Below are 26,376 nucleotides of genomic sequence, written 5' to 3'. Positions count from 1 at the left end.
AGCGTCGTTGGTTGAGGCGTGACGCAAGATCCAGCGCTCAGCAGAAGCCGCGGATTGCGCTGCGCCACGGAACTTTTGGGGCACGCCAGCGCCCTGAACCCATCAAGCTGCGCCCAGGTCAGCTCCATCGCCGTTCGATCGACTTGATCAGCGCGGTCAGGGTCGCGTTCACCGGCGCCGCAACACCTACCCGGGCGCCCTGACGCGGGACCGCGCCGTTGATGACGTCGACCTCGCTGACCCGGTGCGCCTCGTGGTCCAGTAGCGCCGACGGTTTGGCGTCGGGCATCTGCGCGCCGAAGGCGCGAACGTGTTCGACCGCATCGGTGACGGCAACCGCGATGCCCGACGCCCGCGCGACGGTCCAGGCCTCCGTCGCGGCCGCCCGGCTGACCGGCCCCATCTCCGGATCGTCCATCACCTGCCCGACGGTCATGCCGGTCAGCGCGCACGGTGCGCTGTAGGCGGCGTTGCAGATGAGCTTCTCCCACTGCATGGCGGCGATGTCGGTGACCGCGGCCGCATCGAATCCGGCAGCTGTCCACGCCCGCGCGATCGATTCGACCGTGGCGAGCGGCAGCGACGAGTAGGCGCCGAACCGCATCGCCTTCATGGCGTTGTGCCGGACATGCCCGGGAGCCACTGTTGCGGCGCCGAATCCGCTGGCGATTCCGACCGCGACCCGCCCGTCGCCGACGATGCCGGCCACCGTCTCCGCCGATCCCAGGCCGTTCTGGATGGTCAGCACCGGTGTGGCCGGACCGAGCATCGAAAGAGCTTGTTGCGCACCGGTTGTCACGTCGGCCGCCTTCACCGCGAGCACGATCAGATCCATCGCCTCGTTCGGTGCGGTGGTGCTCGCCCGCAGCGGCACCACCTGGTCGTAGCCCGGACCGGTGACCCGCAGCCCGTGTTGGGCGATCTGATCGATGCCGGCCTGGTAGCGGTCGACGGCCAGCACATCATTACCCGCGGCGCCCAGTCTGGCCGCATATATGGAACCCATAGCACCGCAACCGATTACGGCGACCTTCATCCGCGCACTCTCCCGTCGGTCATCTCGGCAATCAGTTCGGTCAGACCGGCCTTCTGCTCGAGCCCGAAGCCCGCGGCGTCGGTCGGCGAGATCCGGCCAGCCGAGAGCGCGCAGGCGTCGGAATAGCCGCCGAACGGCGCGAACACGCCGGGATAAGCCTCGCATCCGCCCAGGCCCAGCCCAGCCGCGACGTGCAGGTTGATCAGATGACCGCCGTGTGGGAAGGCGAAGCGGCGATCAAAGCCATGCGTCGCCATGACGTCGAGCATCCGGATGTATTCGCTCAACCCGTAGCTCAGGCCCGGATCCATTTGGAAGACATCATGATTGGGCCGCATTCCGCCGTAGCGCAGCAGATTGGTCACGTCCGGCACCGAGAACAGGTTCTCCCCGGCGGCCACAGCACCGTCGTAGCACTGGGTCACCGCCCGGTTCAGCGCGTAATCGAGGGGATCGCCCGGCTCTTCGTACCAGCGCAGGCCGTAGGGGGCCAGCGCGCTCGCCCAGTGGGTGGCCTCGGACCGGTCGAACCGGCCGTTCGCGTCGACGGCGACCCGTCCCGCGTCGCCGACGATGTCGACAACGGCCTCGATCCGCGCGAGGTCCTCGCGCAGCACGGCACCGCCGATCTTCATCTTGACCGCGTCATAGCCCGCGTCGAGATATCCCTGCATTTCCGCGCGCAGCCGATCGACTCCGCCGTCGGCGTAGTAGTAGCCGCCGGCGGCGTACACCGGCACCGACGGTGCGGGGTCTCGTCCGGCGTGGCGGGCGATGGTCACGCAGGCCGGCTCGTCGCGCAGCTTCGCGTTCAGGTCCCAGCAGGCCAGTTCCAGCGCGGCCGCCGCCGCGGCCCGGTCGCCATGGCCGCCGGGTTTCTCATCGATGAGTGCACACGCCAACACCGCGGCGGGATCGATGTATCCGGACGGATCGAGCAGTTCGTCGGGGGACGTGGCCAGCAACCGTGGGATCATCCGGTCGCGCAGGATTCCACTCTGGGCGAAGCGCCCGATCGAATCGAAAGCCACGCCCACCACGGGCCGTCCGTGCCGGATCACGTCGGTGATCACCGCGACCAGCGAGACCGTGTGGTGGGAGAAATCGACCACCGCATTGGCGGGCCCGCCGCGTCGTCCGCCGGCCAGGGCGACCGCCCGCTCGACGATCGCCGTGATCCGCATCACCCGGTCGTCAGGAAGTCCGCGTGAGCACTACCGCTTGCTCGAACGGCAACCTCGCGAAAATCGTTCGCACCCTGCGTGTTACGCGCGCCGCGGCCTCGTCCTTGGTGACCACGCGCGGATCGGCGATGCCGAAGCTCTTGCCCTTGCTGCGCAGCCGGCCACCTCCCGCCGCCTTCAGGTTCTTCAGCCAATCCCGGTCGGGGCCATAGGTCAGCAAGATGGCCACCCCGGGTTTGCCGTCGACTTCGATGTTGAACACACTCACCGGTGTCCGGTACGGCTTGCCCGAGCGCCGCCCGACATGCTCGACGATCCCGAACGGCGGGAGCCAACCGGCCCACATCCGCTGAATCGGGTTGGTGACGTGACGGTTGAACCGGGCAAGTCCTTCTGGGAGTTGCATACCGCTATCCAACTCGCAGGCGCCGGGCAAGGACAACCCGGCTTCGCCGCAATAATCGGTTTACCGTCGTCTCATGGGGAAGGCAGCGGGTGACGAGGCCGCCCGGCGCGCCGAGGAGGCGACGCCGGTTAACCCGGCCACCGGTACCGCGCCGCCCCCTCATAGCACGTTCTGCTACACCCTGTAGTGGAATGGCCCGCGAGGGCTGGGACACTGGTCGTCATGGGAAGCAGTGATCAGGCGACCGCGCACGCCACCGGGGCGCCCCGGGCCACGGCGGCGTCGGCTCGGTTGTTCGAGGATGCCTGCGCCGTCATTCCCGGTGGCGTGAACTCTCCGGTCCGCGCTTTCAGCGCGGTGGGCGGGACGCCGCCGTTCATCACCGAGGCGCGCGGATGCCGCCTGACCGACGCCGACGGCAACCGCTACGTGGACCTGGTCTGCTCGTGGGGCCCGATGATCCTGGGTCATGCGCACCCTGCCGTCGTCGAGGCCGTCGCAAAGGCCGCCGCTTCGGGCCTGTCGTTCGGGGCGCCCACGCCGGCCGAGAGCGAGCTGGCCGCCGAGATGATCGGACGGGTCGCGCCAGTCAAGCGGATCCGGCTGGTCAACTCCGGCACCGAGGCCACCATGAGCGCGGTCCGGCTGGCCCGCGGCTTCACCGGTCGGGCCAAGGTCATCAAGTTCTCCGGTTGCTACCACGGTCATGTCGACGCGCTGCTCGCCGACGCGGGCTCCGGGGTGGCGACCCTGGGCCTGCCGTCCTCGCCGGGAGTCACCGGCGCGACGGCCGCCGACACAATCGTGTTGCCCTACAACGACATCGACGCCGTGCGACAGAGCTTCGCCCGGTTCGGCGACCAGATCGCGGCGGTGATCACCGAGGCCAGCCCGGGCAACATGGGTGTGGTCCCGCCCGCGCCCGGCTACAACGCGGCGCTGCGCGCGATCAGCGCCGAGCACGGCGCGCTGCTGATCATCGACGAGGTGATGACCGGCTTCCGGGTCAGCCGAAGTGGTTGGTACGGAATCGATCCCGTCGAGGCCGACCTGTTCACCTTCGGCAAGGTGATGAGCGGCGGCCTGCCGGCCGCCGCGTTCGGCGGTCGGGCCGACGTGATGGAGCGGCTGGCGCCGCTGGGCCCGGTGTATCAGGCCGGCACGCTGTCGGGTAACCCGGTGGCGATGGCCGCCGGGCTGGCCACCCTGCGCAACGCCGACGCCGCCGCCTACGCCACTTTGGACGCCAACGCCGATCGCCTGGCCGGTCTGTTCTCCGAGGCGCTCACGAATGCCGGTGTGGCGCACCAGATTCCACGCGCCGGGAATATGCTCAGCGTGTTCTTCTCCGAAACCCCGGTGAGCGACTTCGCGTCCGCGCGGGCCACCCAGACGTGGCGTTACCCACCGTTCTTCCATGCGCTGCTGGACGCGGGCGTCTACCCGCCGTGCAGCGCCTTCGAGGCGTGGTTCGTCTCGACGGCGCTGGACGACGGCGCGTTCGGCCGGATCGCCGACGCCCTGCCCACCGCGGCCAGAGCCGCCGCGCAAGCCGAGGAAGGGAAGTCCTGATGGCCGAGCACACCCGGGTGCACGTCGTGCGGCACGGCGAGGTGTACAACCCGAGCGGCATCCTCTACGGGCGGCTGCCCGGATTTCACCTCTCCGACAACGGCCGCGCGCAAGCGGCCGCGGTGGCCGAGGCGCTGGCGGGCCGTGACATCGTCGCGGTGATCGCCTCGCCGCTGCAACGGGCCCAGGAGACCGCCGCGCCGATTGCCGCCAAGCACGGCCTGGCCGTGGACACCGACCCGGATCTGATCGAATCGGCCAACTTCTTCCAGGGCAAACGGGTCGGCCCGGGCGACGGCGCCTGGCGCGACCCGCGGGTGTGGTGGCAGCTGCGCAACCCTTTCCGGCCGTCCTGGGGTGAGCCGTACGCCGAGATCGCGGCCCGGATGCAGACGGCGGTAGACAAGGCCCGCGCCCGCGGCGCCGGCCGCGAGGTGGTGTGCGTCAGCCACCAACTGCCGGTGTGGACGCTGCGGCTGCACGTGACCGGCCGGCGACTGTGGCACGACCCGCGGCGGCGGCAGTGCGGGCTCGCGTCGGTGACGACCCTCGTCTACGACGGCGACCGGCTGGTCGACGTCGAGTACTGCGAACCGGCGGCGCGTTGAGCACCTGGGGACGACAGGCAATGGCCGGGGCCGTGCTGGCGGCGCTGCTTCCCGGCCTGGTCGCCGGCTGCTCGTCGGGGCGCGACGCCGTCGCCCAGGGTGGCACCTTTGAATTCGTCTCGCCCGGCGGCAAGACCGACATCTACTACGACCCGCCGTCCAGCCGCGGCCACCCCGGCCCGCTGGCCGGACCCGACCTTGCTGACGCCGCGCACACGTTGTCGCTGGACGACCCGATCTTCGCCGGCCGCGTCGTGGTCATCAACATCTGGGGGCAGTGGTGTGGGCCGTGCCGCGCCGAGGTCACCCAGCTGCAGCAGGTGTATGACGCCACCCGCGGCGCCGGGGTGTCCTTCCTCGGCATCGACGTCCGGGACAACAACCGGCAGGCGGCGCTGGACTTCGTCAACGACCGCCAGGTGACATTCCCGTCGATCTACGACCCGGCGATGCGCACCCTGATCGCACTCGGCGGCAAATACCCCACCACCGTGATCCCGTCCACGCTGGTCCTGGACCGCCAGCACCGCGTCGCGGCGGTCTTCCTGCGCGAATTGCTGGCGACCGACCTGCAGCCAGTGGTGCAGCGCTTGGCCGGCGAGGCGTCGCCGACCCCGGCCGGCAAGGCAACGCCGTGACGGGCTCGAGACAGCGATGACCGGATTCACCCAGATAGCCGCCGCCGGACCGCTTCTGGTGGCCCTCGGTGCGTGCCTGCTCGCGGGACTGGTGTCGTTCGCCTCGCCGTGCGTGGTGCCGTTGGTGCCCGGCTACCTGTCGTATCTGGCCGCGGTCGTGGGCGTCGACGAGCAGCCGCCGGAAGGCGCGAACCGTGCCTTTGCGCGCCCCGCGAGGTCCGCCCGCTGGCGCGTCGCGGGATCGGCGGCGTTGTTCGTCGCCGGGTTCACCACCGTGTTCGTGCTCGGCACCGTCGCCGTCCTCGGCATGACGACGACATTGATCACCAACCAGCTGCTGCTGCAACGGGCCGGGGGAGTGCTGACCATCGTCATGGGTCTGGTGTTCGTCGGCCTCATCCCCGCCCTGCAGCGCCAGGCCCGGTTCAGTCCACGGCAGCTGACCACGGTCGCCGGGGCGCCGGTGCTGGGCGCGGTGTTCGCCTTGGGCTGGACGCCCTGTCTGGGGCCGACGCTGGCCGGCGTGATCACCGTCGCCTCGGCCACCGACGGCGCCAGCGTGGCGCGTGGAACCGTGTTGGTGATCGCTTACTGCCTGGGCCTGGGCATCCCGTTCGTGCTGCTGGCGTTCGGCTCGGCGGGCGCGGTGGGGGGCCTGGGCTGGCTGCGCCGGCACACGCGGGCCATTCAGATCTTCGGCGGCATCCTGCTGGTCACGGTCGGCGCGCTGCTGGTCACCGGGGTGTGGAACGACTTCATCTCGTGGCTGCGCGACGCGTTCGTGTCCGACGTGAGGTTGCCGATTTGAGGCAACTCCTTGCAGGGCTTGTGCAGAAGGGCCGAAACACCTGGCGCGCGCTGACCTCGATGGGCACCGCGCTGGTGCTGTTGTTCCTGCTCGCGCTCGGGGCGATACCTGGGGCGTTGCTGCCGCAGCGCAGCCTCAACGCCGGCAAGGTCGACGACTACCTGAAGGCACACCCGGTGATCGGGCCGTGGCTGGATCGGTTGCAGGCCTTCAACGTGTTCTCCAGCTTCTGGTTCACGGCCATCTACGTGCTGCTGTTCGTATCGCTGGTCGGCTGCCTCACCCCGCGGATGATCGAGCACGTCCGCAGCCTGCGGTCCACCCCGGTGGCCGCGCCGCGCAACCTGGCTCGGCTGCCCAAGTACGCCAGTCACCAGATCCAGGCCGGCACCGACGAGCTGAACGCCCTGGCGAACACGCTTGCCGCACGGCTGCGCGGGTGGCGCACCGCCATCCGACACCAGGACGGCACCGAGTCCGCCGATCCCGAAGCGGTGGAGGTGTCCGCCGAGAAGGGCTACCTGCGCGAGTTCGGCAACATCGTCTTCCACTTCTCGCTGCTGGGCCTGCTGGTCGCGGTGGCCGTCGGCAAGCTGTTCGGCTACGAGGGCAACGTCATCGTCATCGCCGACGGCGGCCCCGGCTTCTGTTCGGCCTCGCCGGCCGCATTCGACTCGTTCCGGGCCGGCAACACCGTCGACGGCACCGCGCTGCACCCGCTGTGCATCCGCGTCGATGACTTCGCGGCGCACTATCTGCCGTCGGGGCAGGCCACGTCGTTCGCGGCGAACATCGACTACCAGTCCGGCCAGGATCTGACCGCGAACAGCTGGCGGCACTACCAGCTGGAGGTCAACCACCCGCTGCGGCTCGGCGGTGACCGGGTCTACCTGCAGGGACACGGCTACGCGCCCACCTTCAGCGTCACCTTCCCGAACGGACAGATCCGCACGGCGACGGTGCAGTGGCGGCCCGACAATCCGCAAACCCTGCTGTCGTCGGGCGTGGTGCGCGTCGATCCGCCCGCCGGCAGCTACCCCAGCTCCGCGGAGCGCCGCAACCACGAGATCGCCATCCAGGGCCTGCTGGCACCGACAGAGCAGCTGGAGGGCACGCTGTTGTCGTCGCGGTTCCCGGCGTTGGACGCCCCGGCGGTGGCCGTCGACATCTATCGCGGTGACACCGGACTGGACACCGGGCGGCCCCAGTCGCTGTTCACCCTGGATCCCCGCCTGATCGAGCAGCACCGGTTGACGAAGGAGAAGCGGGTCAATTTGCGTGCGGGCCAATCGGTCCGGATCGACCAGGGCCCGGCCGCCGGCACCGTGATCCGCTTCGACGGCGCCGTCCCCTTCGTCAACCTGCAGGTCTCGCACGACCCGGGCCAGACCTGGGTGCTGGTCTTCGCGATCACGATGATGGGCGGTCTGGTGGTGTCGCTGCTGGTGCGCCGCCGCCGGGTGTGGGTCCGTCTGACTCCCGACGCCGGCGGGTCCCCCGGTACGGTGAACGTCGAACTGGGCGGCCTCGCGCGCACCGACAATTCCGGTTGGGGCGACGAGTTCGAGCGACTGGCCGAGCGGCTGGTCCTCGGCGACTCCGGCGTCGCTCGCGCCGGGCCACCCACCGCGTCGGACGGCGACGCGACACCCGCAGCGTCCAAGAGGAGTTCTGAGGTGGACGTCAAATGAATACGGTGCATGTCAACATCGAGCTGGCGCGCTACTCCGACTGGGCGTTCACGTCGGCGGTGGTGGCCCTGGTGATCGCGCTGCTGTTGCTGGCTTTCGAGCTGGCCTACGCCGGCGGGCGTCGCGCGGATCAGCGCGCCCGGGTGCTGGCCGGTGCCGTCAGCGCCGACTCGGTCACCCCCGGCGTGGTGGACGAGGCGGCCCAACGCCCGATCGACGAGCGCGCCGGCCGGGCCGGGCTGTCCGTCGTGTACCTGGGCATCGGACTGCTGCTCGCCTGCCTGGTGCTGCGGGGCCTGGCCACCCTGCGGGTGCCGTGGGGCAACATGTACGAGTTCATCAACCTGACCTGCCTGTGCGGCTTGATCGCCGGTGCGGTCGTGCTGCGCCGCCCGCAATACCGCCCGCTGTGGGTATTTCTGCTCTTGCCGGTGTTGATCCTGCTCACCGTGTCTGGTCGCTGGCTCTACACCAACGCCGCGCCGGTGATGCCCGCACTGCAGTCCTACTGGCTGCCCATCCATGTGTCGGTGGTCAGCCTGGGCTCGGGGGTGTTTCTGGTCGCCGGCATCGCCAGCATCCTGTTCCTGCTGCGCACGTCGGGGCTGGCAGAACCCGACCATACCGAGCGCAGCGCGCTGAGCCGGCTGGTACAGCGGTTACCCGACGCGCAGACCCTGGACCGCATCGCTTATCGAACGACGATTTTCGCTTTTCCGGTGTTCGGTTTCGGCGTCATCTTCGGTGCCATCTGGGCCGAAGAGGCCTGGGGCAGATATTGGGGCTGGGATCCCAAAGAGACTGTGTCCTTTGTCGCCTGGGTGATTTACGCCGCGTACCTGCACGCCAGGTCGACGGCGGGATGGCGGGACAGGAAAGCCGCCTGGATCAATGTCGCGGGGTTTGTGGCCATGGTCTTCAATTTGTTCTTCGTTAACCTGGTCACTGTGGGCCTGCATTCTTATGCGGGCGTCGGGTGATGGCGGGCAACCGGCCCGAATAACGCACAACACGCCGAAAAACGCACAACAAAGGGGAGTGCAGTGACCGAGCATCCAACGGCGGGCGTGGGGGCGCCCGAACAACCGACCACGCAGATACCCCCACAGACAGCGTCGGCGGCGAACCAGCAGGAGGGCGTCGAACCCCAGGCCGAGCCGGGTGGCTCGGGTGCTGAAGCCCCGACTCGCGCCTTCGCCGGGTTCCGCACCGAACGCCGCGTCCCCGGTCCCGAACGCCAGCAGGCCGCACCGCCCACGGCGCCCAGGCCGGGTGGGATGCCGCCCTGGGATTCCACGCCGGTGACCGGCATCCCGCGGGTCGATCCGACAGCGTATGGCGCGTACTACACCGGTCCGGACGCGCCGCCCACGCAGTTTCAGGGAGCGCCGCAGCGGCCCGAGCCTCTGCCGCACACGCCGTATCCGGAGCTGTCCACCGGCATGTTGCTGCGGCCGGTCGCGCCACCGCCGTCGGACGGATGGCGGCTGCTGCTGTTCAAGCTGTCCGGTGGGCTGATCAACCTGGGCGAGAGCCCTCGGGCCACCCGGTACAACAACCTGGTCGCCCAGGTGAACCGGCCGCTGCGCGGGTCCTACCGGGTGGCCTTCCTGTCGTTGAAGGGCGGCGTCGGCAAGACCACGATGGCCGCGACGCTGGGCGCCACCTTCGCCTCCATCCGGGGTGACCGGGTGGTCGCCGTGGACGCCAACCCCGACCGCGGCACGTTGAGCCAGAAGATCCCGCTGGAGACGGCCGCGACGGTGCGCCAGCTGCTGCACGACGCCGGAACCATCGAGCGCTACAGCGACGTACGCCGCTACACCTCCAAGGGGCCGAGCGGCCTGGAGGTGCTGGCATCCGAAACGGACCCGGCCATATCGGACGCGTTCGAGGCCGCCGACTACGTGCGGATCCTGGACATCCTGGAACGGTTCTACGGCCTGGTGCTCACCGACTGCGGACCCGGACTGCTGCACTCGGTGATGAGTTCGGTGCTGGAGAAGGCCGACGCCCTCGTCGTGGTCAGTTCGGCGTCCATCGACGGCGCGCGCAGCGCCTCGGCGACGCTGGACTGGCTGGACGCCCACGGCCACGAGGACCTGGTCCGCAATTCGATCGCGGTCATCAACGGGGTCAAGCCTCGCCCGGGCAAGGTCGACATGAACAAGGTGATCGAGCACTTCTCCCGGCGCTGCCGCGCGGTGCAGCTGGTGCCCTTCGACCCGCACCTGGAAGAGGGCGCCGAGATCGACCTGGACCGGCTACGGCGCGGGACGCGCGAAGCGCTCACCGAGCTGGCCGCCATCGTTGCCGACGGGTTCCCCGGTGACCAGCACAACCCGGGAGTGCTGGGGTAGCACGGTTAGCGCGGGTTGTTGTCGCCAGGGCCCAACCGCCGCAAGAAATCTGGATCGTCGTCGGGTCCGATGACGCGCGTCTTCGGCCGGTGGGTCTGCGACCGTGCCGCGCGCCAGCCAACGTAGATCAGCGTCCCCAGAATCACGACGAGCAGCAGGTAGAGCACACAACACCTCCTTGGGGCGAATATACCCGCGCCGTAGGCTCACCCTGTGTCACAAGAAGCCAGCGACGACAGCACCGGCAGCACGGAGAACCACGCCGCGAACGAGGGCACGGTGCAACACGACGGAAGCCGCGTCGCCGTCCACGTGGTGGCGTACCTGACGGCGCGGGTGCTGCTGGCGGCCGTGCTCACCGGCGTGATCTACGGTGTCGCACGCTTGGCGGGCATCACGCAGTTCCCGATCGTGGTAGCGGTGCTGTTCGCCCTGATCATCGCGATGCCGCTCGGCATGTTGGTGTTCGCCCCACTGCGCCACCGCGCCACCGCCGCGCTCGCGATCGCCGGGGAACGACGCCGCCGCGAGCGTGAACTGCTGCAAGCCCGACTGCACGGGGAGGCCGCGCCCGACGAGGGTGGCGGCCCAGTAACCGGGCGCGGTTAGCCGCTCGGCAGCCGCACGACCTGCGCGGCATAGCTCAGGCCGGCACCATAGCCGAGCAGCAGGGCCAGGTCGCCGGCCTTGGCCGCGCCGGTCGCAAGCACTTCGGCCATCGCCAGAGGGATGGACGCCGCGGAGGTGTTCCCGGTGTGCTCGATGTCGTTGGCGACGACCGCATCCGGACGCAGCTCGAGGCCCTTGGCCAGCACCTCGTTGATCCGGCTGTTGGCCTGATGCGGCAGGAACACGTCGATCTCGTCGGACCGAACGCCCGCCGCGTCCATGGCCTGGCGGCCGACCTTGCCCATCTCGAATGCAGCCCACCGGAACACCGCGCTGCCTTCGAGCCGCAGGAACGGCCGGGGGCCCGTGGGGCGGTCCATGTAGTCGATCCAATCGATGTCCTGGCGGATGGCCGTGGCCTGCGCGCCGTCACTGCCCCAGACGGTCGGGCCGATGCCCTGGTCCGGAGTCTCGCCCACCACCACCCCGGCGGCGCCGTCGGCGAAAATGAAGCAGTTGGTGCGGTCCTGCATGTCCACGGTCGGGGACAGCTTCTCCGAACCGACCACCAGCACCTTGGCTGCGGTCCCGCCCCGAATCATGTCGGCCGCCACACCGAGCGCGTAGCCGAAGCCGGCACAGCCGGCTGAGATATCGAACGCGGGCACGCCGACGGCGCCCAACGCAGCCGCTACCGATGGGGCACTGGCGGGCGTCTGCAGAAAATGTGTGCTGGTGGCGATGATCACGCAGTCGATGTCGGCCGCGGTGAGCGAGGCCTTGCCGATCGCCTCCTGTCCGGCCTCGGTCGCCATGGATGCGGCGGATTCCTCGCGGGCGGCGAACCGGCGCGTCTTGATGCCGGTCCGGGAATAGATCCATTCATCGGACGAGTCGATGTTCTCGCAGAGCTCGTCGTTGGTCACCACCCGCTCCGGCCGGTACGACCCGACGCTGAGTAAGCCGACGTTCTTGGGCCCGCTGGTCGCGGCAATCTGCTTCATCGCGGTCCTTCGCTATCGCCCCAGCAGTCGCCAAAGTACCCCAGCGGGGCCGCCCTCGGGGGCTTTGTCTGCACTATAGATACCCTCGCCAGGCGCTTAGGTAGCCAGCGCCAGCGCCGCGGCCACCGCGATCGCCCAGACCACCATCGCCAGCCCGGTATCGCGCAGCACCGGGATGAGCTCCTGACCGCCGCGGCCGGACCGCACCGGGGCGGCCGCGCGCAGGGCCAGCGGTGTGGCCACCAATCCGACGGCGCACCACGGTGTCGCCAACATGAGCACCAGGGTCAACACCCCGGCGGTCCCCAACAGCGCCTGGTACAGGACCCGGGTGCGGGCATCGCCCAGCCGCACCGCCAGGGTGATCTTTTTTGAGCGCGCATCGGTCGGGATGTCTCGCAGGTTGTTGGCCACCAGCACCGAGGAGGACAACGCCCCGATCGACACCGCCAGTAGCAGGCCCACCCAGTCCACGCGCAGCGCCTGGGTGTACTGGGTGCCCAGCACGGCGACGAGCCCGAAGAACACGAATACTGCGATCTCACCAAAACCGGCGTAGCCGTAAGGCTTTGACCCACCGGTGTACAGCCACGCCCCCGCGATGCAGGCCGCTCCCACCGCGATCAGCCACGGCGCGCTGAACAGCGCCAGCGCGAGCCCGGCGAGCGCGCCGATGGTCAGGCTGGCGACCGCGGCGGCCAGCACCGCCCGCGGCGCCGCCAGCCGCGATCCGACCAGGCGCACCGGGCCGGCCCGGTCGTCGTCGGTGCCGCGGATGCCGTCGGAGTAGTCGTTGGCGTAGTTGACGCCGATGGTCAGCGCGAGCGCGACGGCCAGCGCCAGCAGCGCCTTCCACCACACCGCGGAGTGCAGCCATGCCGCGGCACCGGTTCCCGCGACAACCGGCGCCACCGCGTTGGGCAACGTCCGCGGCCGCGCACCGGAAATCCACTGCCCGAAATTGGCCACACGAACATCCTGCCAGGATGCGGGCCGTCAATCCCCCGGCCCCGCACCCCGCGATCACTTCGGCGTCATGCACCACAATGGTCGGATGCTCGGAGTCATCGGCGGCAGCGGCTTCTACACCTTCTTCGGATCCGACTCCCACGACTTCACGGTCGACACTCCGTACGGGCCGCCCAGCGCCCCGGTCACCGTCGGCGCCATCGGCGGCCAGGAGGTGGCGTTCCTGCCGCGCCATGGCGCCAAGCACGAATTCTCCGCGCACACCGTGCCATACCGGGCCAACATGTGGGCCCTGCGCAAGCTCGGCGTGCGGCGGGTGCTCGCGCCGTGCGCGGTGGGCAGCCTCAGACCCGAACTCGGCCCGGGCACCGTCGTGGTGCCCGACCAGCTGGTCGACCGCACCCGGGGCCGCGCCGACACCTATTTCGACTCCGGCGGCATCCACGTCGACTTCGCCGACCCGTACTGCCCGACGCTGCGCGACGCGGTGACCGTCCTGCCCCACGTGACCGATGGCGGCACCATGGTGGTGATCCAGGGCCCGCGCTTTTCCACCCGCGCCGAAAGCCAGTGGTTCGCCTCAGCCGGGTTCTCGCTGGTCAACATGACCGGTTATCCGGAGGCGGTGCTCGCTCGTGAGCTCGAAATATGTTATGCCGCAATTGCTTTGGTGACCGATCTGGATGCCGGTGTGAGCGCCGGCGAAGGAGTGAAGACCGTCGACGTGTTCGCCGAATTCGCGAAGAACATCGAAATGTTCAAGACGCTGGTCCACCAGGCGATCGGCCGGGTGGACGCCGACCGCACCTGTACGCATTGCCTGCCGCACGGCGGGGTCACCCTGCCCATCGAGCTGCCGTGAGGGTCCTGCTGACCGGGGCGGCCGGCTTCATCGGTGCGCGGGTGGACGCCGCGCTGCGGGCCGCGGGTCACGAGGTCGTCGCCGTCGACGCGTTGCTTGCCGCCGCGCACGGCCCAAACCCGGTGCTGCCGCAGGGATGTCACCGCGTCGACGTGCGCGATGCCGACGCACTGGCCCCGCTATTGGCCGGCGTGGACATGGTGTGCCATCAGGCGGCGATGGTGGGCGCCGGCGTGGACGCCGCCGACGCCCCGGCCTACGGCGGCCACAACGATTTGGCCACCACCGTCGTGCTGGCGCAGATGTTCGCCGCCGGGGTGCGGCACCTGGTGCTGGCCTCGTCGATGGTGGTGTACGGCCAGGGGCGTTATCACTGCGAACAACACGGAGCCGTGGATCCGCTGCCGCGGAGCCGCGCCGACCTCGACGCCGGAATCTTCGAGCACCGCTGCCCGGTCGGCGGGGAGGAACTGCACTGGCGCCTGGTCGACGAGGACGCCTGCCTGCGGCCACGAAGCCTGTACGCCGCCAGTAAGACCGCCCAGGAGCATTACGCGCTGGCGTGGGCGGAGGCCACGGGTGGTTCGGTGGTGGCGCTGCGCTACCACAATGTCTACGGCCCCGGCATGCCGCGCGACACCCCCTACTCCGGGGTGGCGGCGATCTTCCGGTCGGCGCTGGAAAAAGGCGAAGCACCAATGGTTTTCGAGGACGGCGGCCAGATGCGCGATTTCGTCCACGTCGACGATGTAGCCGCGGCCAACGTCGCGGCGACACAGCGGCGCGAGGGTTTCGCCGCAGTCAATGTCTGCTCGGGACAACCCATTTCGATCTTGAAAGTGGCAGAAGCACTGTGCGACGCCCGCGGCGGCTCGCAGTCGCCGGTGGTCACCGGGCAGTATCGCAGCGGCGACGTGCGCCACATCGTCGCCGACTCGTCCCGGGCCGCCGAGGTGCTGGGTTTCCGTGCGGCCGTGTCACCCGGTGACGGGCTGCGCGAATTCGCGTTCGCGCCCCTGCGCTGAGGGTCAACCCTGCGGGGGCCGATAGATCTGCGGCTTCGGCACGGGTATCTGACGCGTTCCGGAGTCGTCGCCACGGAAAATCCGGGGCGCATTGGCCAGCGGCGGTATCTCCGTGGTCGCCGGATCGTTGTCCGCGCCGGGAACGCCGGCGGGGATGCGGGTGGTCGCCGCGGCCGACGGCCCGGCGCCCTGGCCCACCGGGACCCGGGTGGTCGGTGCCGCCGCATTCGCGGCGGCCGCGCGCCTGCGAGCGGCGCGATTAGCCCGCCGCCGACTGCTCAGCTGCCCGGTGACGATCGCCGCCACCAGGATGCCCAGGGCCAGGCCGCACAACGTCACGTCGAAAACGCTGGTGATCTGCTGGGCCAGGTTGTTGCCGTAGACCGGGTGCAGCGCAGGCGAATTGGCTGAGTCCGCGAACCGCGGCGCCAGCACGACGCCGACGACGACACGGGCAACGCTGAGCGTGGCGACGAGCCCGCACAGCGACGTGACCATTCTCGCCGAGAGGGTGGCCAGCCTGTGGCGCAGCCAGATCGTCAGGACCGCGGTGGCCAGATCGAACGCGGCCAGCACGATGCTGTCGTACCGGGAGAACGGGTAGTTCAGGATCACGCCGACGATTAGGTCGGTGATCCGCATCGCCATCGACCCCACACACCAAACGGCGATGAGCAGTAAGCCATTTCGGGCCGTCGCGCGCCACGCTGACTCCTCCGTCGGCGAGGCGTTCCGGTGACCGAACAGCGTCCGCGGCGCGAACAGCGCCGCGCCGGCCGCCCACGCCAGGTAGCCCTCGAACCCGACGCCGGCGGTGGACGTGTTCTGCGCGATGCCGTGGAACGCGTCGATGTCACGACCGGCGGGCAAGAGCCACACCAGGATCCCGGCGGCCAGCGTCGACGCGCCGAGCGCGACGGTCGTGAGCCGGGTCGCCCGGGTGTTGCGCAGCAACCACCTGGAGGCGACCAGCACCGCGACCAGGGCCACCACGCCGTACACCACCGCGGTCGCGATCACGGCGATGTTCTGTTTGCCGAATTGGTCGGCGCCGCCGGTGCTTTGCAGCGCGTACCGAATTCGCCAGTACAGGTTGAAACCGAAGCTGAGCACCGCCGCGAGCATCGACAGCGAGCCGATGACCCGTGCCGACCTGTGCCAGCCGGTGGACTCGTCGCCCGCCGGAACGGGTCCGGCGAGTGCGCCGGTGGGCACGGCCTGGGCGCTCAACAGGGAGCCGGCGACTCCGACCCATGCCCCTGGCCCGACACCGCCCGGCACGTTGACCGTGCCACCGAATCGGACGGTCTCGTACGCGTCGAACACGACGAAGGCGAGCACCAGCAGCAGGTAGGGGACGTTGAGCGCCAGGCGAAGCCGGGCGGCCCGGCCGGGGTTGAAACGCGCGCCGGGCGACCGCCAGGAACCGGCGACCGCGACGGCGACGACGGCCAGCACCGTCACCGCGATCAGCACCCCGAAAAGGGTTGTGCTGCTGTCCGGGATTCCGAGTCCGAAGTAGAGGTTCCACGGCAAGAACACCGCGAGGATCAGCAGTGCCACCGCGGTCACGTCGACGGCGACGTGCGGGTACCGCTTTGTTCCCGCGGCGGTCGGCGCGGAGCCCCCCGTGGCGTGGGGGCGGATGATGCGCGGCGCCGGTGCCTCCTGGGTCTGACCGCGGATGGGGCCGGTAGGCGTGTCGTCGCTGCTCTGGCTCACCATGCCTCCCGGGATGCAGGGACCGATGTTCTTGGCGCAGTTTCGGGTGTTCTGCGAGAGATTATCCCGCCGAGCGAAATGCACTGCTCGCTTGCGAACATATTCTCCGTTCGGATGCCGTGGCAGTGGCCGAGACCGGCTGCTAAGGCGGAGATGATCTTGCGGCAATCGTCCTGTCGTTCGAAAAGCTGGTTACGCTGCGCTAGTAGACGAAGCTTGTCGCCTGAATGATTGATTCCAACGGTATCGCAAGTGTAATGATGCCGGGACATTGCTGGTCGCGGGGTAGCCGGCGTGAAGGAGAACCGGGATGGACGTCGTTTTGGGGGTTGCGGTCACCGGACCCGTCGCGCGCTTGGCCCTGGTCGGGTCGGGCGCGCAGGGGGCCGACGTGATCGACCAATCCGTCGTCGACCTCGCTGACAATCCGATCGGGACGCTGACCGAGACCGTGGTCGGCACAAATCGGTTGCTCGCCGGCGAGAACCACCAACTGGTCGGTACCCGCGTGTGCTGGACCGATCACCCCGCCGCCGACCAGCTGCGGCGGGCGCTGGAGGATTCTGGTGTCCACAACGTCGCGGTGCTCTCGGAGTCGCAGGCGGTGGCCGCCCTGATGCGCGCGGCCGGCCGGCCCGGCGCCGCGCTGGTGATGGACGACGCGACCGCGACGCTGTCGATGGTGGATTCGGGCGACGCCGATCCGGACGCGCCGCCGACCGTGCTGGGCAGCCAGCCGCTGGCGGGTGCATCGGGCGGCGATGCGACGGCCGCGTTCCACACGATGATGGCAAACCTGCGCGATCACCCCGGCGCCCCGCAGGATGTGTATCTGCTCGGTGCGTCGCCCGATCTGAACCGGGTCGCCGATGAGCTTCGCGACTCGTCGACCATGCGGGTGCAGGTCGCCGATGACCCCACCTTTGCGCTCGCCCGCGGCGCCGCGATAGCCGCCGCAACCGCGGCGGCGCTGCAGGCGGGGGGCGCGACGGCCATGGTGGCGGCGGCCGGCCTGACGGGCGATGAGACCGCGATGGCGCCGGCGTTCGGGGATGCCACCACGGCGGTGCCGTCGACGGGGCCGATCGGTGATGAGACGACCGTCGTGCCGGCATCGGAGTTCGCGGATTCGAACGCGGAAGACCAGCAGCTGGCCTATTCGATGGCTGATGAGGGTGAGCACTACCCGGGTGAATTCGATGAGTACGACCCCGAATTAGACGACTACGAGTACGGCGACGCCGACGAGGACGCGCCGACGAAGCTGTCGCGACGATCGTTGGTGATCGGCAACGCCGTCATCGTCTTCGCGGTCGTCGGATTGGCGTCGCTGGCCACCGCGATCGCGGTCGCCGTTCGGCCGACCGCCAGCCAGCAGCCGGTGGTGGGGGTCCAAAACGGCACCCCGGGCAAGTTCATGCCGATCCTGCCGAGCCAGCAGCAGGCCCCGCTGCCCCCGCCCCCGGCCGATCAGCCCAACGCCGGATTCCAGGGCGGCACCGTCGAGGCTCCCAACTACGTCCCGGCTCCACAGCAGGTCGGGCCCCCGTCGGGAGGCGGGGTGCCAACCGGCCCCGTTCCCGAGGCGCCGGTCAACCCCGGTGCCGTCCCGAATCCCGATCCGGGTTGGGCGCCTCGCCCGAATCCCATTGTGCCCGTTCCTATTCCGATTCCCATCTGGATCCCGGGGTGGGGGCCGAACTACCCGCCTTACACGCCGCCGACGACTACGCCATTTACGCCGCCGACGACTACGCCATTCACGCCGCCGACCACGACGTATTCGCCGCCGACCACCACGTATTCGCCGCCGACGACGACGTATTCGCCGCCGAGCACCAAGGCAACGACCCAGGCGCCGCCGCCGAGCACGTATTCGCCGCCGAGCACCAAGGCCACCCAGGCGCCGATTCCGACGCAACCCCAGCAGACCGTGCCGCCACCGACGCATTCGCAGCCGGTGTTCCCGCAGGAGCCCCATACCCACCACGGATTCTGAGCGTGCCCGAAGCCGACGGCCTGGTCACGGTGGTCCTGCCCTGCCTCAACGAAGAGGAGTCGCTGCCGGCGGTGCTGGCCGCCATTCCCGCGGCATACCGGGCGTTGGTGGTGGACAACAACAGCACCGATGACACCGCCGGGGTCGCAAGCCGCCACGGCGCCCAAGTCATCGCCGAGCCGCGGGCCGGGTATGGCTCGGCCGTCCACGCGGGCGTGCTGGCGGCGATGACCCCGATCGTCGCGGTCATCGACGCCGACGGTTCGATGGATGGCGCCGATCTGCCCCGGCTGGTCGCCGAGCTCGAGCGCGGCGCCGACTTGGTGACCGGCCGGCGCCGGCCGGTGCCCGGCCTGCACTGGCCGTGGGTGGCCAGGGTGGGCACCGTGGTCATGAGCTGGCGACTGCGCACCCGCCACGGCCTGCCGGTGCACGACATCGCGCCGATGCGAGTTGCCCGGCGCGAGGCGCTGCTGCGCCTGGGCGTCGTCGACCGGCGATCGGGTTATCCACTGGAACTGTTGGTGCGTGCCGCCGCCGCCGGCTGGCGCGTCGTCGAACTCGACGTCAGCTACGGCCCGCGGACGGGCGGCAAGTCGAAGGTCAGCGGTTCGCTGCGGGGCAGCATCACCGCGATCTTGGACTTCTGGAAGGTGATTTCGTGAGCCTGCTTCCGGTCACCCTGCTGGTGGTCGCGAAGGCGCCCGAGCCGGGCCGGGCCAAGACGCGGCTCGCAGCGACCGTCGGCGACCGGGTCGCCGCCGAAATCGCGGCCGCCGCACTGCTCGACACGCTCGATGCGGTGGCCGCAGCGCCGGTGGCGGCGCGGGTAGTGGCGCTGGCCGGCGACCTGGACGCCGCGGCGAACGCCGCCGAAATCCGGCAGCGGCTGGCGTCGTTCACGGTGATCCCCCAGCGCGGTGAGGATTTCGCGACCCGGCTCGCCAACGCGCACGCCGACGCGGCCGGCGGCCTCCCGGTGCTGCAGATCGGGATGGACACCCCCCAGGTGAGTGCGGATCTGTTGACCGATTGCGCGCACCGGCTGCTCGAGGCGCCGGCCGTGCTCGGGCCGGCCCGTGACGGCGGCTGGTGGCTGCTCGGCGTCGCGGAGCCCGCGATGGCGCAGTGCCTGCGCACCGTGCCGATGTCCGTGCCCGACACCGGGGATTTGACCTTGAAGGCATTGCGCGACAACGGCATTGACGTGGTGACCATCGAGGCGCTGGCCGACGTGGACTTCGTCGACGACGTCGAGGTGGTTCGCGACGCCTGCCCACCCACCAGCCGGTTCGCGCGCGTCACCCGTGCCGCCGGCCTCTAGACGAGCGGGTTTCTACCAGTGCGTCAGGATGATCGTGTTGAGCGCCAGCGCGCCGAGGGCGTTGAGCGCCAACCAGATCCGGTGTGACCGCGCGGGCAGCAGAGCGGCCGCCGCGGTGAGCCAGATGGTGAACGGCAGCCAGATGCGTTCCACCTCGGCCTTGCTGAGCATGCTCTGGTCCGCGACGACGATTGCGGCCAGCACGCCCAACAACAGCAAAGGGAAACCGGAGCGGCGACGGATGGCGGGCCAGTCGAACACCCTGCTGATTCCGGCGACGCCACCCAACCCGATCGCGCACACCACGCTCGCCAGGTTGGCCCAGCTCCAATACTGGAACGGCCGGAATTTGGCGATCCCCTGCCAATAGCGTTGCTGCACCAGGGCGTAGCCGTCGAACCAGAAGAATCCCGCGACCGCGAAGGCCACCGCCACCGCGATCGCGGCCAGCGCCGCCGGGCCCAGGGCCCGCAGGATCGCCCGCCAGTGCGCCCAGCCGTTGTCCTGCTTCTGGGCAGAGGCCAGCACCGCCAACGCCGGCAACCCCATCAACATCAGGCCGTAGTTGCAGAACACACCCCAGCCCAACAGCAGGCCCGCGCCCGCAGCCGTCAGCGCCGGGAAGCGGACCGGACGGTGCACCGCCACGGCCAACAACGCGATGCCCCACGCCGCCACCCCGGCGAAGTATCCGTCCGCGGAGACGGCCACCCAGATCGCGGTCGGCGCCAAGGCGACAAACGGGGCAGCGCGGCGCGCGGTCTGTTCGTCGGCCAGCGCGCGCACGGCGATCACCACCGCGGCCGCCGCGCTCGAGCCGGCCAGCAGGCACAGCAGCCCGGCCCAGGCGCCGCCGTGCAGGCCGATCCGGTCCAGCCAGACGAACGTCAGCAGCGCGCCGGGCGGATGCCCCGACACATGCGTCGTCCACGAGTTCGGCTGGTAGTCCACAATCCGGGTCGCGAACGTGCGCAGCGTCGCACCGATGTCGGTGATGCTCGGCACCTGCGACAGGTATTCGTCCCGGGTGGTCAACCGGCCCGCGAAGCCGCGCTGCCAGCCGTCGATCATCGCCAGCGCGAACGCCCACCCGCATGCGGTGACCCAGCTGCCAAGCGTCAATGCCCGCCACGAAAGGCGTTGCGCCAAAATGGGTCCCCACGCCACGATGGCGATCGCGATGGCAATCGCGGGCCCGGTTCCCCAGCTGGCGTGGATCAACCATTCGCCGAAAATCGGCGCGGAGCCGGCGTGGGTGGCGAACTTCTCGGTGCCGACATCAAGACGCGGCCGCACCCCCAGCTTCATCCGCGGCAGCACGAACGCCGCCGCCACCAGCACCACGCCGACCGTGACCGCTACCGCTTCGGCCACTGCCTCCCGTCGAGCGATCCTCACGGACGAACAGCCTATTGATCGCTCGTGCCGGCGAACCGGCGCACCAACGCCGTTCGGTCGACCTTGCCGATGCCGCGGCGCGGCAGTGCGTCGACGATGTGTAGCTCGCGCGGCGCGGCGGAGGCGTCCAGGGTGCGCGTCACCTGCGCGCGCAACGCATCCAGGGTCGGCGCGGCGGACCCGTCGCGCACCACGATCGCGGCAACCACCCGCTGGCCCAGCCGGTCGTCGGCCACTCCGAACACCGCGCAATCGCTGACGGCCGGATGACTGCACAGCGCCGCCTCGACCGGCTGCGGCAGCACCGTCAACCCGCCCGTGCTGATCGCGTCGTCGGCGCGGCCCAGGACGGTCAGCTCGCCCGCGTCGCTGACGGCGCCGAGATCGTCGGTCGCAAACCAGCCCGACTCGGCGAACGGATCCGGGTCAACCGGGTTGCGGTAGCCTTTGGCCAGCGTCGTGCCGCCGATGACGATGCGCCCGTCGACCGTGCGCAGCCGCACCCCGTCCAGCGGGACACCGTCGTACACGCACCCTCCCGCGGTCTCGCTCATCCCGTAGCTGCGGACCACGGTGATGCCCGCCGCGGCCGCTCCGTAGAGAACCGGTCGCGGCGCCGGTCCGCCGCCGAGCAACACGGCGTCCAGTTCGGCGAGGGCGGCCGCGGCCGCCGGGTCGCCGAGTGCCTTGGCCAACTGCGTGGCGACCAGCGAGGTGTATCGCCGTCCCGACCCCAACGCCCTTATGGCACTGGGCAATTCGGCGACATTGAACCCTGCGGAGACATCCATCTCGACCGGTACCGAGCCGGCGAGCACGCTGCGCACCAGCACCTGAACCCCCGCGATGTGGTGGGGCGGCAAGGCGAGCAGCCACCTACCCGCCCCGCCGAGGCGGTCATGGGTGGCCGTCGCGCTAGCGGTCAGGGCGTCGGCAGTCAGCAACGCGCCCTTGGGAACTCCGGTGGTTCCCGACGTCGCCGCCACCAGGGCCACGTCGTCGTCGATGGCCTCCCCGACGCGCAGACGCGTCCGCAACGCAGCCGACTCACGATCGTCGCCTGCGGACAAGGCGATCAGTGCGGGGTCGCGGCCGTCCAGCACGCGTTCCAGTGCGGGCACCAGCGACGAGACCGCCGACCCAGGCGGAACGTGCAGCGCGCGCAGTACGGCTATGCGGGGTCCTCGGCATCGTCGAACGGCCAGCCCTGGGCTGCCAACCGCACCCGCACCCGCTCGACATCGGCGGGTGACGGCAGCTCGTCGGTGATCTGGGTGATCAGCACACCGATGTCGACATCGTCGAACCCGCCGCGGCGGGCCAGTTCACAGGCCACCGCCTTGGCTTCGTCGCCGGACAACCGGCGCGTCAGCAACGCGAGCACCGGGAAGGTGTCGGTCGGTGGCACGCCTTCCGGGTATCCCGCGCGGAGCCACGAGACGATCGAATTCAGAAATCCGTTCACGCTCCAACACCCCCGAGTGTCTGGCTTAGCAAATCGGTGGGCACCAATCGATGCTACTTGGCTTTGGCTCCGAGGAACGGGTAGCCGGTGTGATGCGCGATGAAGTCCCGGGAGATGTAGGCCAATGCAAAGGCAATGACCAGGAGTACCAGTGCATAGATCGCCCACGCGACCGCCAGCAGCGCCGGGTTCTTCCGTGGCGAGCCGCCATCGGTGCTGACCTGTCCGGCGCCGATCGCCTGGAATCGGAGCCCCAGGGCGAACAGCCCCGGTAAGGCGGCGCCGGCCAGCATGGCGAACAGCAGGATCTTGAGGGAGGCCTGGTAGTTGAACCAGTCGCCAAAGTGACTCATCAAGCGTTCGCCTTCATCGTGGGGTCGTCGGAGTCGAATCGGGGAGCCGTACCGCCGCCCGCCGTGGGTCCGGCGTCCGAGGGCGGGTGCTTATCGTCGGACTCGTCGAGCCCGCTGGTCAGGTCGCCCTTCCATTCGGCGTTGACGTTGTGGTGGTCGACCTTGACCCTGCGCGACCGGATGTAGATCGTGGCCGAAACCGCGATCAGCAGCGCGAAGCCCACGATGGCGCCCGGGTAGCCGCCGATCAAGTGCACGATCCAGTACGTGACCGCACCGACCAGCCCGGCGAGCGGAAGCGTGACCAGCCACGCGACGCCCATGCGACCTGCGACGCCCCAGCGGACCTCGCCGCCGGGCTTGCCCAGGCCGCTGCCCAGCACCGAGCCGGTGCAGACCTGGGTGGTCGACAGCGCGTAGCCGAAGTGGGCGGACAGCAAAATCACCGCGGCCGAAGAGGATTCGGCCGCCATGCCCTGTGGCGACTGGATCTCGACCAGCCCCTTGCCCAGGGTGCGGATGATCCGCCAGCCGCCCAGATAGGTGCCGAGCGCCATCGACACCGCGCAACCGACTATGACCCACAGAGGCGGCATGGAGGCGGTCTTGCTGACCGAGCCGTAGGACATCAGCGCCAGGAAGATGATGCCCATCGTCTTCTGCGCGTCGTTGGTGCCGTGCGCCAGCGAGACCAGCGATGCCGAGCCCCACTGGCCGTACCGGAAGCCGGCTTCGGTGCGCTTGGTCGGGATGCCGCGGGTGATCCGGTAGACCAGCCAGGTCGCTACCGCGCCGATCACGATGGCCAGGATCGCCGACACGACGGCCGGAATGATCGCCTTGGACACCACGCCCTTCCAGAGCACCCCGTGCGTGCCGACGGCCGCGATGGTGGCGCCGACGATGCCGCCGATCAGGGCGTGCGAAGAACTCGAGGGGATACCGAGGAGCCAGGTCAGCAGATTCCACACGATGCCGCCGACGAGGCCGGCGAAAACCAGCTCCAGCGTCACGATGTGCCCGTCGATCAAGCCTTTGGCGATCGTCGCGGCGACGGCGGTGGACATGAACGCGCCCACGAGGTTCAGCACCGCAGACAGCGCGACCGCCGCTTTGGGCTTGAGCGCACCACTGGCGATCGAGGTCGCCATCGCGTTGCCCGTGTCATGGAAGCCGTTGGTGAAATCGAAAGCCAGTGCCGTGATTACGACAATGATCAAGAGGAACAATTGGATGTTCACAGCGCCTGATTCTGGTGGTAGGAGGAATCCATTGTCGAATGCTGCGGGAGCCGAAACGCGGGTGTACCTTGAACCGTCGCCAGATGTTACCTTCCAGTTAACCGGCGTTCCCCGGCCGTTCACCTCGGGTGTCACGCCGTAGCGGGTGGTCGGAGGGGATTTCAAGGAAGATCAGCGTGATCCCGTCCGGGTCGATCACATGCATTTCGTGCAGACCCCATGGCTCCTGGCGAGCCTCGCGCGCGATCGACACCCCGCGGCCGCGAAGCTCGGCCTGGGTTGCCGCGATGTCGCGGACTTGCAGCCACAGCGCGCCCGGGAATGGGCCGCGGGAGTGGTCCGGGGAGCCGTAACCGGCGAGTTCCAGCAGCGACTGCCCCGCGAAAAATACTGTGCCTCCGCCGTATTCACGAGCTATCGCCAGGCCGATCTGGTCGCGGTAGAAGGTCAGCGACTGCTGATAGTCCGCCGGCCGGAGCAGCATCCGGCTGGCCAGGATCTCCATAGCGTCGTGTCTATCACGTCTCTAGCCTGCCGGGGCGCACCGGCTGCGCAGCGTTGGCACGCCGGGGCCGACGAGGTCGTCGCAAGCTGCGGCCCGGCCGGTCATGGCGAGCAACAGCGACAGCAGCGGGCCCTCGACCGCTTCACCCTCTCCGTGTCGCCAGTCGTCGTCGGTGGCGGACAACGCCAGAGCGGCGACGCGGTTCTTGGAGCCGAGCAACATGTTGGAGCCCTTGTAGAAGTCGATCGCCTGGCGGACGGCGTCGGGCGGGTAGGTGTGGGAGATGCCCAAGGGACGGCGAACGTCGGCGCCGTGCACCACCACCTCACCCAACCAGGAGGTTTTGGGGCCCGGCGGTGCGGAGGTGGAATTCTGCAGTCCCCGGAACTCGGCCAAGGTCGCGGCCGGGTCGGCTCCCCGGTGCTTGGCGATCTGGTCGTTGGCGAATTTGTCGAACTTGAACTTGGCCTTGGCAATCCCGAGGAAAAACGTGGCCGGATTCAGCGAGGCGGTCGCCGACAGGTGCGCGACGATGTCGCGGACCGTCCAGCCCGCACAGAGCGACGGCGTATCCCATTGCCCCGGGGTCAGGTCGGCGAGGTCGTCGGCAAGCGCGCCACGCTCGGCCGCGATGGTGGCCCACGGATCGGACATGGCAACTCCCGAAGGTTTGGCGGGTGGCAGGTCAGCTATCGCGGTTGGGCTGGACGCGTTGACGCTGCATGAGTGTATTAACCCACCGGGGGCTGAAGGTGTCCAGCGCCTTGGCGGCGATCGCCATCCGCGGGGCGATGCGCACCGGGCGGGTGCGGGCGGCGGTGATCATCCACTCGCCGGCCTCTTCCGACGTCAGCGCGGGCATGCCCTCGTAGGCCTTGGTCGGCGCGATCATCGGGGTGGCCACCAGCGGGTAGTACAGCGTGGTGGAGTGCACGCCTTTGTTGCCCCACTCGGTTTCCACCACCCGGCTGACCGTCGACAGCGCGGCCTTCGAGGCGTTGTACACCGCGAACAGTGGCGAGGCCTCCGACAACACGCCCCAGGTGGAGACGTTGATGATGTGGCCGTCGCCGCGCTCGATCATCCCGGGCGCCAGCCCGCGGATCAGCCGTAGCGGCGCGTAGTAGTTGAGCACCATGGTCCGCTCGACGTCATGCCAGCGTTCCAGCGATTCTGCCAGCGGCCGGCGGATGGACCGGCCGGCGTTGTTGATCAGAATGTCGATTCCGCCGAGACGATTATCGACGTCGGCGACCAGCGCGTCGACGGCGTCCATATCCGAGATGTCGCACGGGATCGACAACGCTTCACCGCCGGCGGTGGTGATCCGCTCGGCCAGGACCTCCAGCAAATCCTGGCGGCGGGCTACGACGACCACCGTGGCGCCCGCCCGGGCGAACTGTTCGGCCGCGGCCTCACCGATCCCGGACGAAGCCCCGGTGAGCAGGATGCGCTTGCCGGCCAGCTCGATTGGCTTGATCAGCGGACGGTTGACCAGGACTTGCGGCGCCATCGGGGGTCGCATGGTCGCCAGCACCAGCTGGTCGGCGATGCGGCGGAGGGGACTCTTGCTCACGGGACGCGAGTCTAGGCGGTG

Annotated in this window: 28 protein-coding genes; 13 read left to right on the top strand and 15 right to left on the bottom strand. The window is 69.5% G+C overall.

Annotation, left to right across the window (positions count from 1 at the left end):
• Positions 1–118 precede the first annotated feature (118 nt).
• The 3 genes from VFW69_RS02095 to VFW69_RS02085 are packed head-to-tail and all read right to left on the bottom strand — an operon-like array spanning position 119 to position 2,626.
• On the bottom strand, positions 119–1,036 hold the full coding sequence (locus VFW69_RS02095) for a ketopantoate reductase family protein (protein ID WP_526497672.1): 918 nt from the start codon (positions 1,034–1,036) through the stop codon (positions 119–121).
• Positions 1,033–2,220, bottom strand: coding sequence for an enolase C-terminal domain-like protein (locus VFW69_RS02090; RefSeq protein ID WP_526497670.1), 1,188 nt, complete (start codon positions 2,218–2,220; stop codon positions 1,033–1,035). Before VFW69_RS02090 ends, VFW69_RS02095 begins: the two co-directional genes overlap by 4 nt.
• Positions 2,221–2,230: 10 nt before the next feature.
• Positions 2,231–2,626, bottom strand: a complete 396-nt coding sequence (locus tag VFW69_RS02085) for a nitroreductase family deazaflavin-dependent oxidoreductase (protein WP_526497668.1) — start codon at positions 2,624–2,626, stop codon at positions 2,231–2,233.
• A 222-nt stretch (positions 2,627–2,848) separates the two neighbouring features.
• On the opposite strand from VFW69_RS02085, the gene hemL reads away from it, so the two are divergent.
• From hemL to VFW69_RS02050, 7 genes are all read left to right on the top strand, one after another.
• A complete protein-coding gene (gene hemL, locus VFW69_RS02080) occupies positions 2,849–4,198 on the top strand; it encodes a glutamate-1-semialdehyde 2,1-aminomutase (protein ID WP_526497666.1) in 1,350 nt (449 codons plus the stop codon).
• On the top strand, positions 4,198–4,806 hold the full coding sequence (locus VFW69_RS02075; protein ID WP_526497664.1) for a histidine phosphatase family protein: 609 nt from the start codon (positions 4,198–4,200) through the stop codon (positions 4,804–4,806). The genes hemL and VFW69_RS02075 overlap by 1 nt, the downstream gene beginning before the upstream one ends.
• A gap of 20 nt (positions 4,807–4,826) precedes the next feature.
• Positions 4,827–5,444 carry a TlpA disulfide reductase family protein gene (locus VFW69_RS02070; protein ID WP_526497662.1) on the top strand — a complete coding sequence of 206 codons (618 nt, stop codon included), beginning with the start codon at positions 4,827–4,829 and terminating at the stop codon, positions 5,442–5,444.
• A 16-nt stretch (positions 5,445–5,460) separates the two neighbouring features.
• Positions 5,461–6,252 (top strand): cytochrome c biogenesis CcdA family protein, encoded by a 792-nt coding sequence (locus tag VFW69_RS02065; RefSeq protein ID WP_526497660.1) that lies wholly within the window; start codon positions 5,461–5,463, stop codon positions 6,250–6,252.
• Positions 6,253–6,311: 59 nt separating this feature from the next.
• Complete coding sequence (gene resB / locus VFW69_RS02060; RefSeq protein WP_526497716.1) at positions 6,312–7,943, top strand: cytochrome c biogenesis protein ResB; 1,632 nt, start codon at positions 6,312–6,314, stop codon at positions 7,941–7,943.
• Complete coding sequence (ccsB, locus tag VFW69_RS02055; RefSeq protein WP_526497658.1) at positions 7,940–8,923, top strand: c-type cytochrome biogenesis protein CcsB; 984 nt, start codon at positions 7,940–7,942, stop codon at positions 8,921–8,923. The genes resB and ccsB overlap by 4 nt, the downstream gene beginning before the upstream one ends.
• Before the next feature lie 63 nt (positions 8,924–8,986).
• A complete protein-coding gene (locus VFW69_RS02050; protein WP_526497656.1) occupies positions 8,987–10,303 on the top strand; it encodes a MinD/ParA family ATP-binding protein in 1,317 nt (438 codons plus the stop codon).
• A gap of 5 nt (positions 10,304–10,308) precedes the next feature.
• Here VFW69_RS02050 and VFW69_RS02045 read toward each other — a convergent pair whose 3' ends face one another.
• On the bottom strand, positions 10,309–10,470 hold the full coding sequence (locus VFW69_RS02045; protein ID WP_526497654.1) for a hypothetical protein: 162 nt from the start codon (positions 10,468–10,470) through the stop codon (positions 10,309–10,311).
• 46 nt (positions 10,471–10,516) lie between these two features.
• Here VFW69_RS02045 and VFW69_RS02040 point away from each other — a divergent pair, with 46 nt between their 5' ends.
• The gene (locus VFW69_RS02040) at positions 10,517–10,912 is read left to right on the top strand and encodes a DUF4229 domain-containing protein (RefSeq protein WP_526497652.1); all 396 of its coding nucleotides are present in this window, start codon (positions 10,517–10,519) and stop codon (positions 10,910–10,912) included.
• Here VFW69_RS02040 and fabH read toward each other — a convergent pair.
• Together fabH and VFW69_RS02030 are read right to left on the bottom strand one after the other, a co-directional pair.
• Positions 10,909–11,916: a beta-ketoacyl-ACP synthase III gene (gene fabH, locus VFW69_RS02035; RefSeq protein ID WP_526497650.1), complete on the bottom strand. Its 1,008-nt coding sequence runs from the start codon at positions 11,914–11,916 to the stop codon at positions 10,909–10,911. The genes VFW69_RS02040 and fabH overlap by 4 nt on opposite strands.
• A gap of 96 nt (positions 11,917–12,012) precedes the next feature.
• A complete protein-coding gene (locus VFW69_RS02030) occupies positions 12,013–12,885 on the bottom strand; it encodes a 1,4-dihydroxy-2-naphthoate polyprenyltransferase (RefSeq protein ID WP_526497648.1) in 873 nt (290 codons plus the stop codon).
• 85 nt (positions 12,886–12,970) lie between these two features.
• On the opposite strand from VFW69_RS02030, the gene VFW69_RS02025 reads away from it, so the two are divergent.
• Positions 12,971–13,747, top strand: a complete 777-nt coding sequence (locus VFW69_RS02025) for an S-methyl-5'-thioadenosine phosphorylase (protein WP_526497646.1) — start codon at positions 12,971–12,973, stop codon at positions 13,745–13,747.
• Complete coding sequence (locus tag VFW69_RS02020) at positions 13,744–14,772, top strand: NAD-dependent epimerase/dehydratase family protein (RefSeq protein ID WP_526497644.1); 1,029 nt, start codon at positions 13,744–13,746, stop codon at positions 14,770–14,772. The genes VFW69_RS02025 and VFW69_RS02020 overlap by 4 nt, the downstream gene beginning before the upstream one ends.
• A gap of 3 nt (positions 14,773–14,775) precedes the next feature.
• On the opposite strand, the gene VFW69_RS02015 is transcribed toward VFW69_RS02020, so the two are convergent.
• Positions 14,776–16,497 carry a DUF7937 domain-containing protein gene (locus VFW69_RS02015; protein WP_526497642.1) on the bottom strand — a complete coding sequence of 574 codons (1,722 nt, stop codon included), beginning with the start codon at positions 16,495–16,497 and terminating at the stop codon, positions 14,776–14,778.
• A gap of 307 nt (positions 16,498–16,804) precedes the next feature.
• On the opposite strand from VFW69_RS02015, the gene VFW69_RS02010 reads away from it, so the two are divergent.
• Genes VFW69_RS02010 through VFW69_RS02000 form a run of 3 tightly spaced genes read left to right on the top strand, consistent with a single transcriptional unit; the run spans position 16,805 to position 19,817 of the window.
• The gene (locus VFW69_RS02010) at positions 16,805–18,493 is read left to right on the top strand and encodes a DUF7159 family protein (RefSeq protein ID WP_526497640.1); all 1,689 of its coding nucleotides are present in this window, start codon (positions 16,805–16,807) and stop codon (positions 18,491–18,493) included.
• 2 nt (positions 18,494–18,495) lie between these two features.
• Entirely contained in the window at positions 18,496–19,158 is a 663-nt protein-coding gene (locus VFW69_RS02005; RefSeq protein ID WP_526497638.1) for a glycosyltransferase family 2 protein, read from the top strand.
• Entirely contained in the window at positions 19,155–19,817 is a 663-nt protein-coding gene (locus tag VFW69_RS02000) for a TIGR04282 family arsenosugar biosynthesis glycosyltransferase (protein ID WP_526497636.1), read from the top strand. Before VFW69_RS02005 ends, VFW69_RS02000 begins: the two co-directional genes overlap by 4 nt.
• 12 nt (positions 19,818–19,829) lie before the next feature.
• Here VFW69_RS02000 and VFW69_RS01995 read toward each other — a convergent pair whose 3' ends face one another.
• The 8 genes from VFW69_RS01995 to VFW69_RS01960 form a co-directional block, all read right to left on the bottom strand.
• Positions 19,830–21,215, bottom strand: a complete 1,386-nt coding sequence (locus VFW69_RS01995; protein ID WP_526497634.1) for a hypothetical protein — start codon at positions 21,213–21,215, stop codon at positions 19,830–19,832.
• A gap of 11 nt (positions 21,216–21,226) precedes the next feature.
• Positions 21,227–22,318, bottom strand: coding sequence for an o-succinylbenzoate--CoA ligase (gene menE, locus VFW69_RS01990; protein ID WP_526497714.1), 1,092 nt, complete (start codon positions 22,316–22,318; stop codon positions 21,227–21,229).
• Between the two features lie 68 nt (positions 22,319–22,386).
• Complete coding sequence (locus VFW69_RS01985; protein ID WP_526497632.1) at positions 22,387–22,680, bottom strand: DUF3349 domain-containing protein; 294 nt, start codon at positions 22,678–22,680, stop codon at positions 22,387–22,389.
• Positions 22,681–22,733: 53 nt separating this feature from the next.
• On the bottom strand, positions 22,734–23,033 hold the full coding sequence (locus VFW69_RS01980) for a hypothetical protein (protein ID WP_526497630.1): 300 nt from the start codon (positions 23,031–23,033) through the stop codon (positions 22,734–22,736).
• Entirely contained in the window at positions 23,033–24,274 is a 1,242-nt protein-coding gene (locus tag VFW69_RS01975) for an inorganic phosphate transporter (protein WP_526497628.1), read from the bottom strand. Before VFW69_RS01975 ends, VFW69_RS01980 begins: the two co-directional genes overlap by 1 nt.
• 97 nt (positions 24,275–24,371) lie before the next feature.
• Positions 24,372–24,779, bottom strand: a complete 408-nt coding sequence (locus tag VFW69_RS01970) for a VOC family protein (protein WP_526497626.1) — start codon at positions 24,777–24,779, stop codon at positions 24,372–24,374.
• A gap of 21 nt (positions 24,780–24,800) precedes the next feature.
• Complete coding sequence (locus VFW69_RS01965) at positions 24,801–25,433, bottom strand: maleylpyruvate isomerase family mycothiol-dependent enzyme (RefSeq protein ID WP_526497624.1); 633 nt, start codon at positions 25,431–25,433, stop codon at positions 24,801–24,803.
• A gap of 31 nt (positions 25,434–25,464) precedes the next feature.
• On the bottom strand, positions 25,465–26,355 hold the full coding sequence (locus VFW69_RS01960) for an SDR family oxidoreductase (RefSeq protein WP_526497622.1): 891 nt from the start codon (positions 26,353–26,355) through the stop codon (positions 25,465–25,467).
• Between the last annotated feature and the right edge of the window lie 21 nt (positions 26,356–26,376).

The sequence above is a fragment of the Mycobacterium sp. genome (genome assembly GCF_036273375.1).
Classification (GTDB): domain Bacteria; phylum Actinomycetota; class Actinomycetes; order Mycobacteriales; family Mycobacteriaceae; genus Mycobacterium.
Note: the sequence above shows the minus strand (reverse complement) of the source record. Positions and strands in the feature narration are given on the sequence as shown.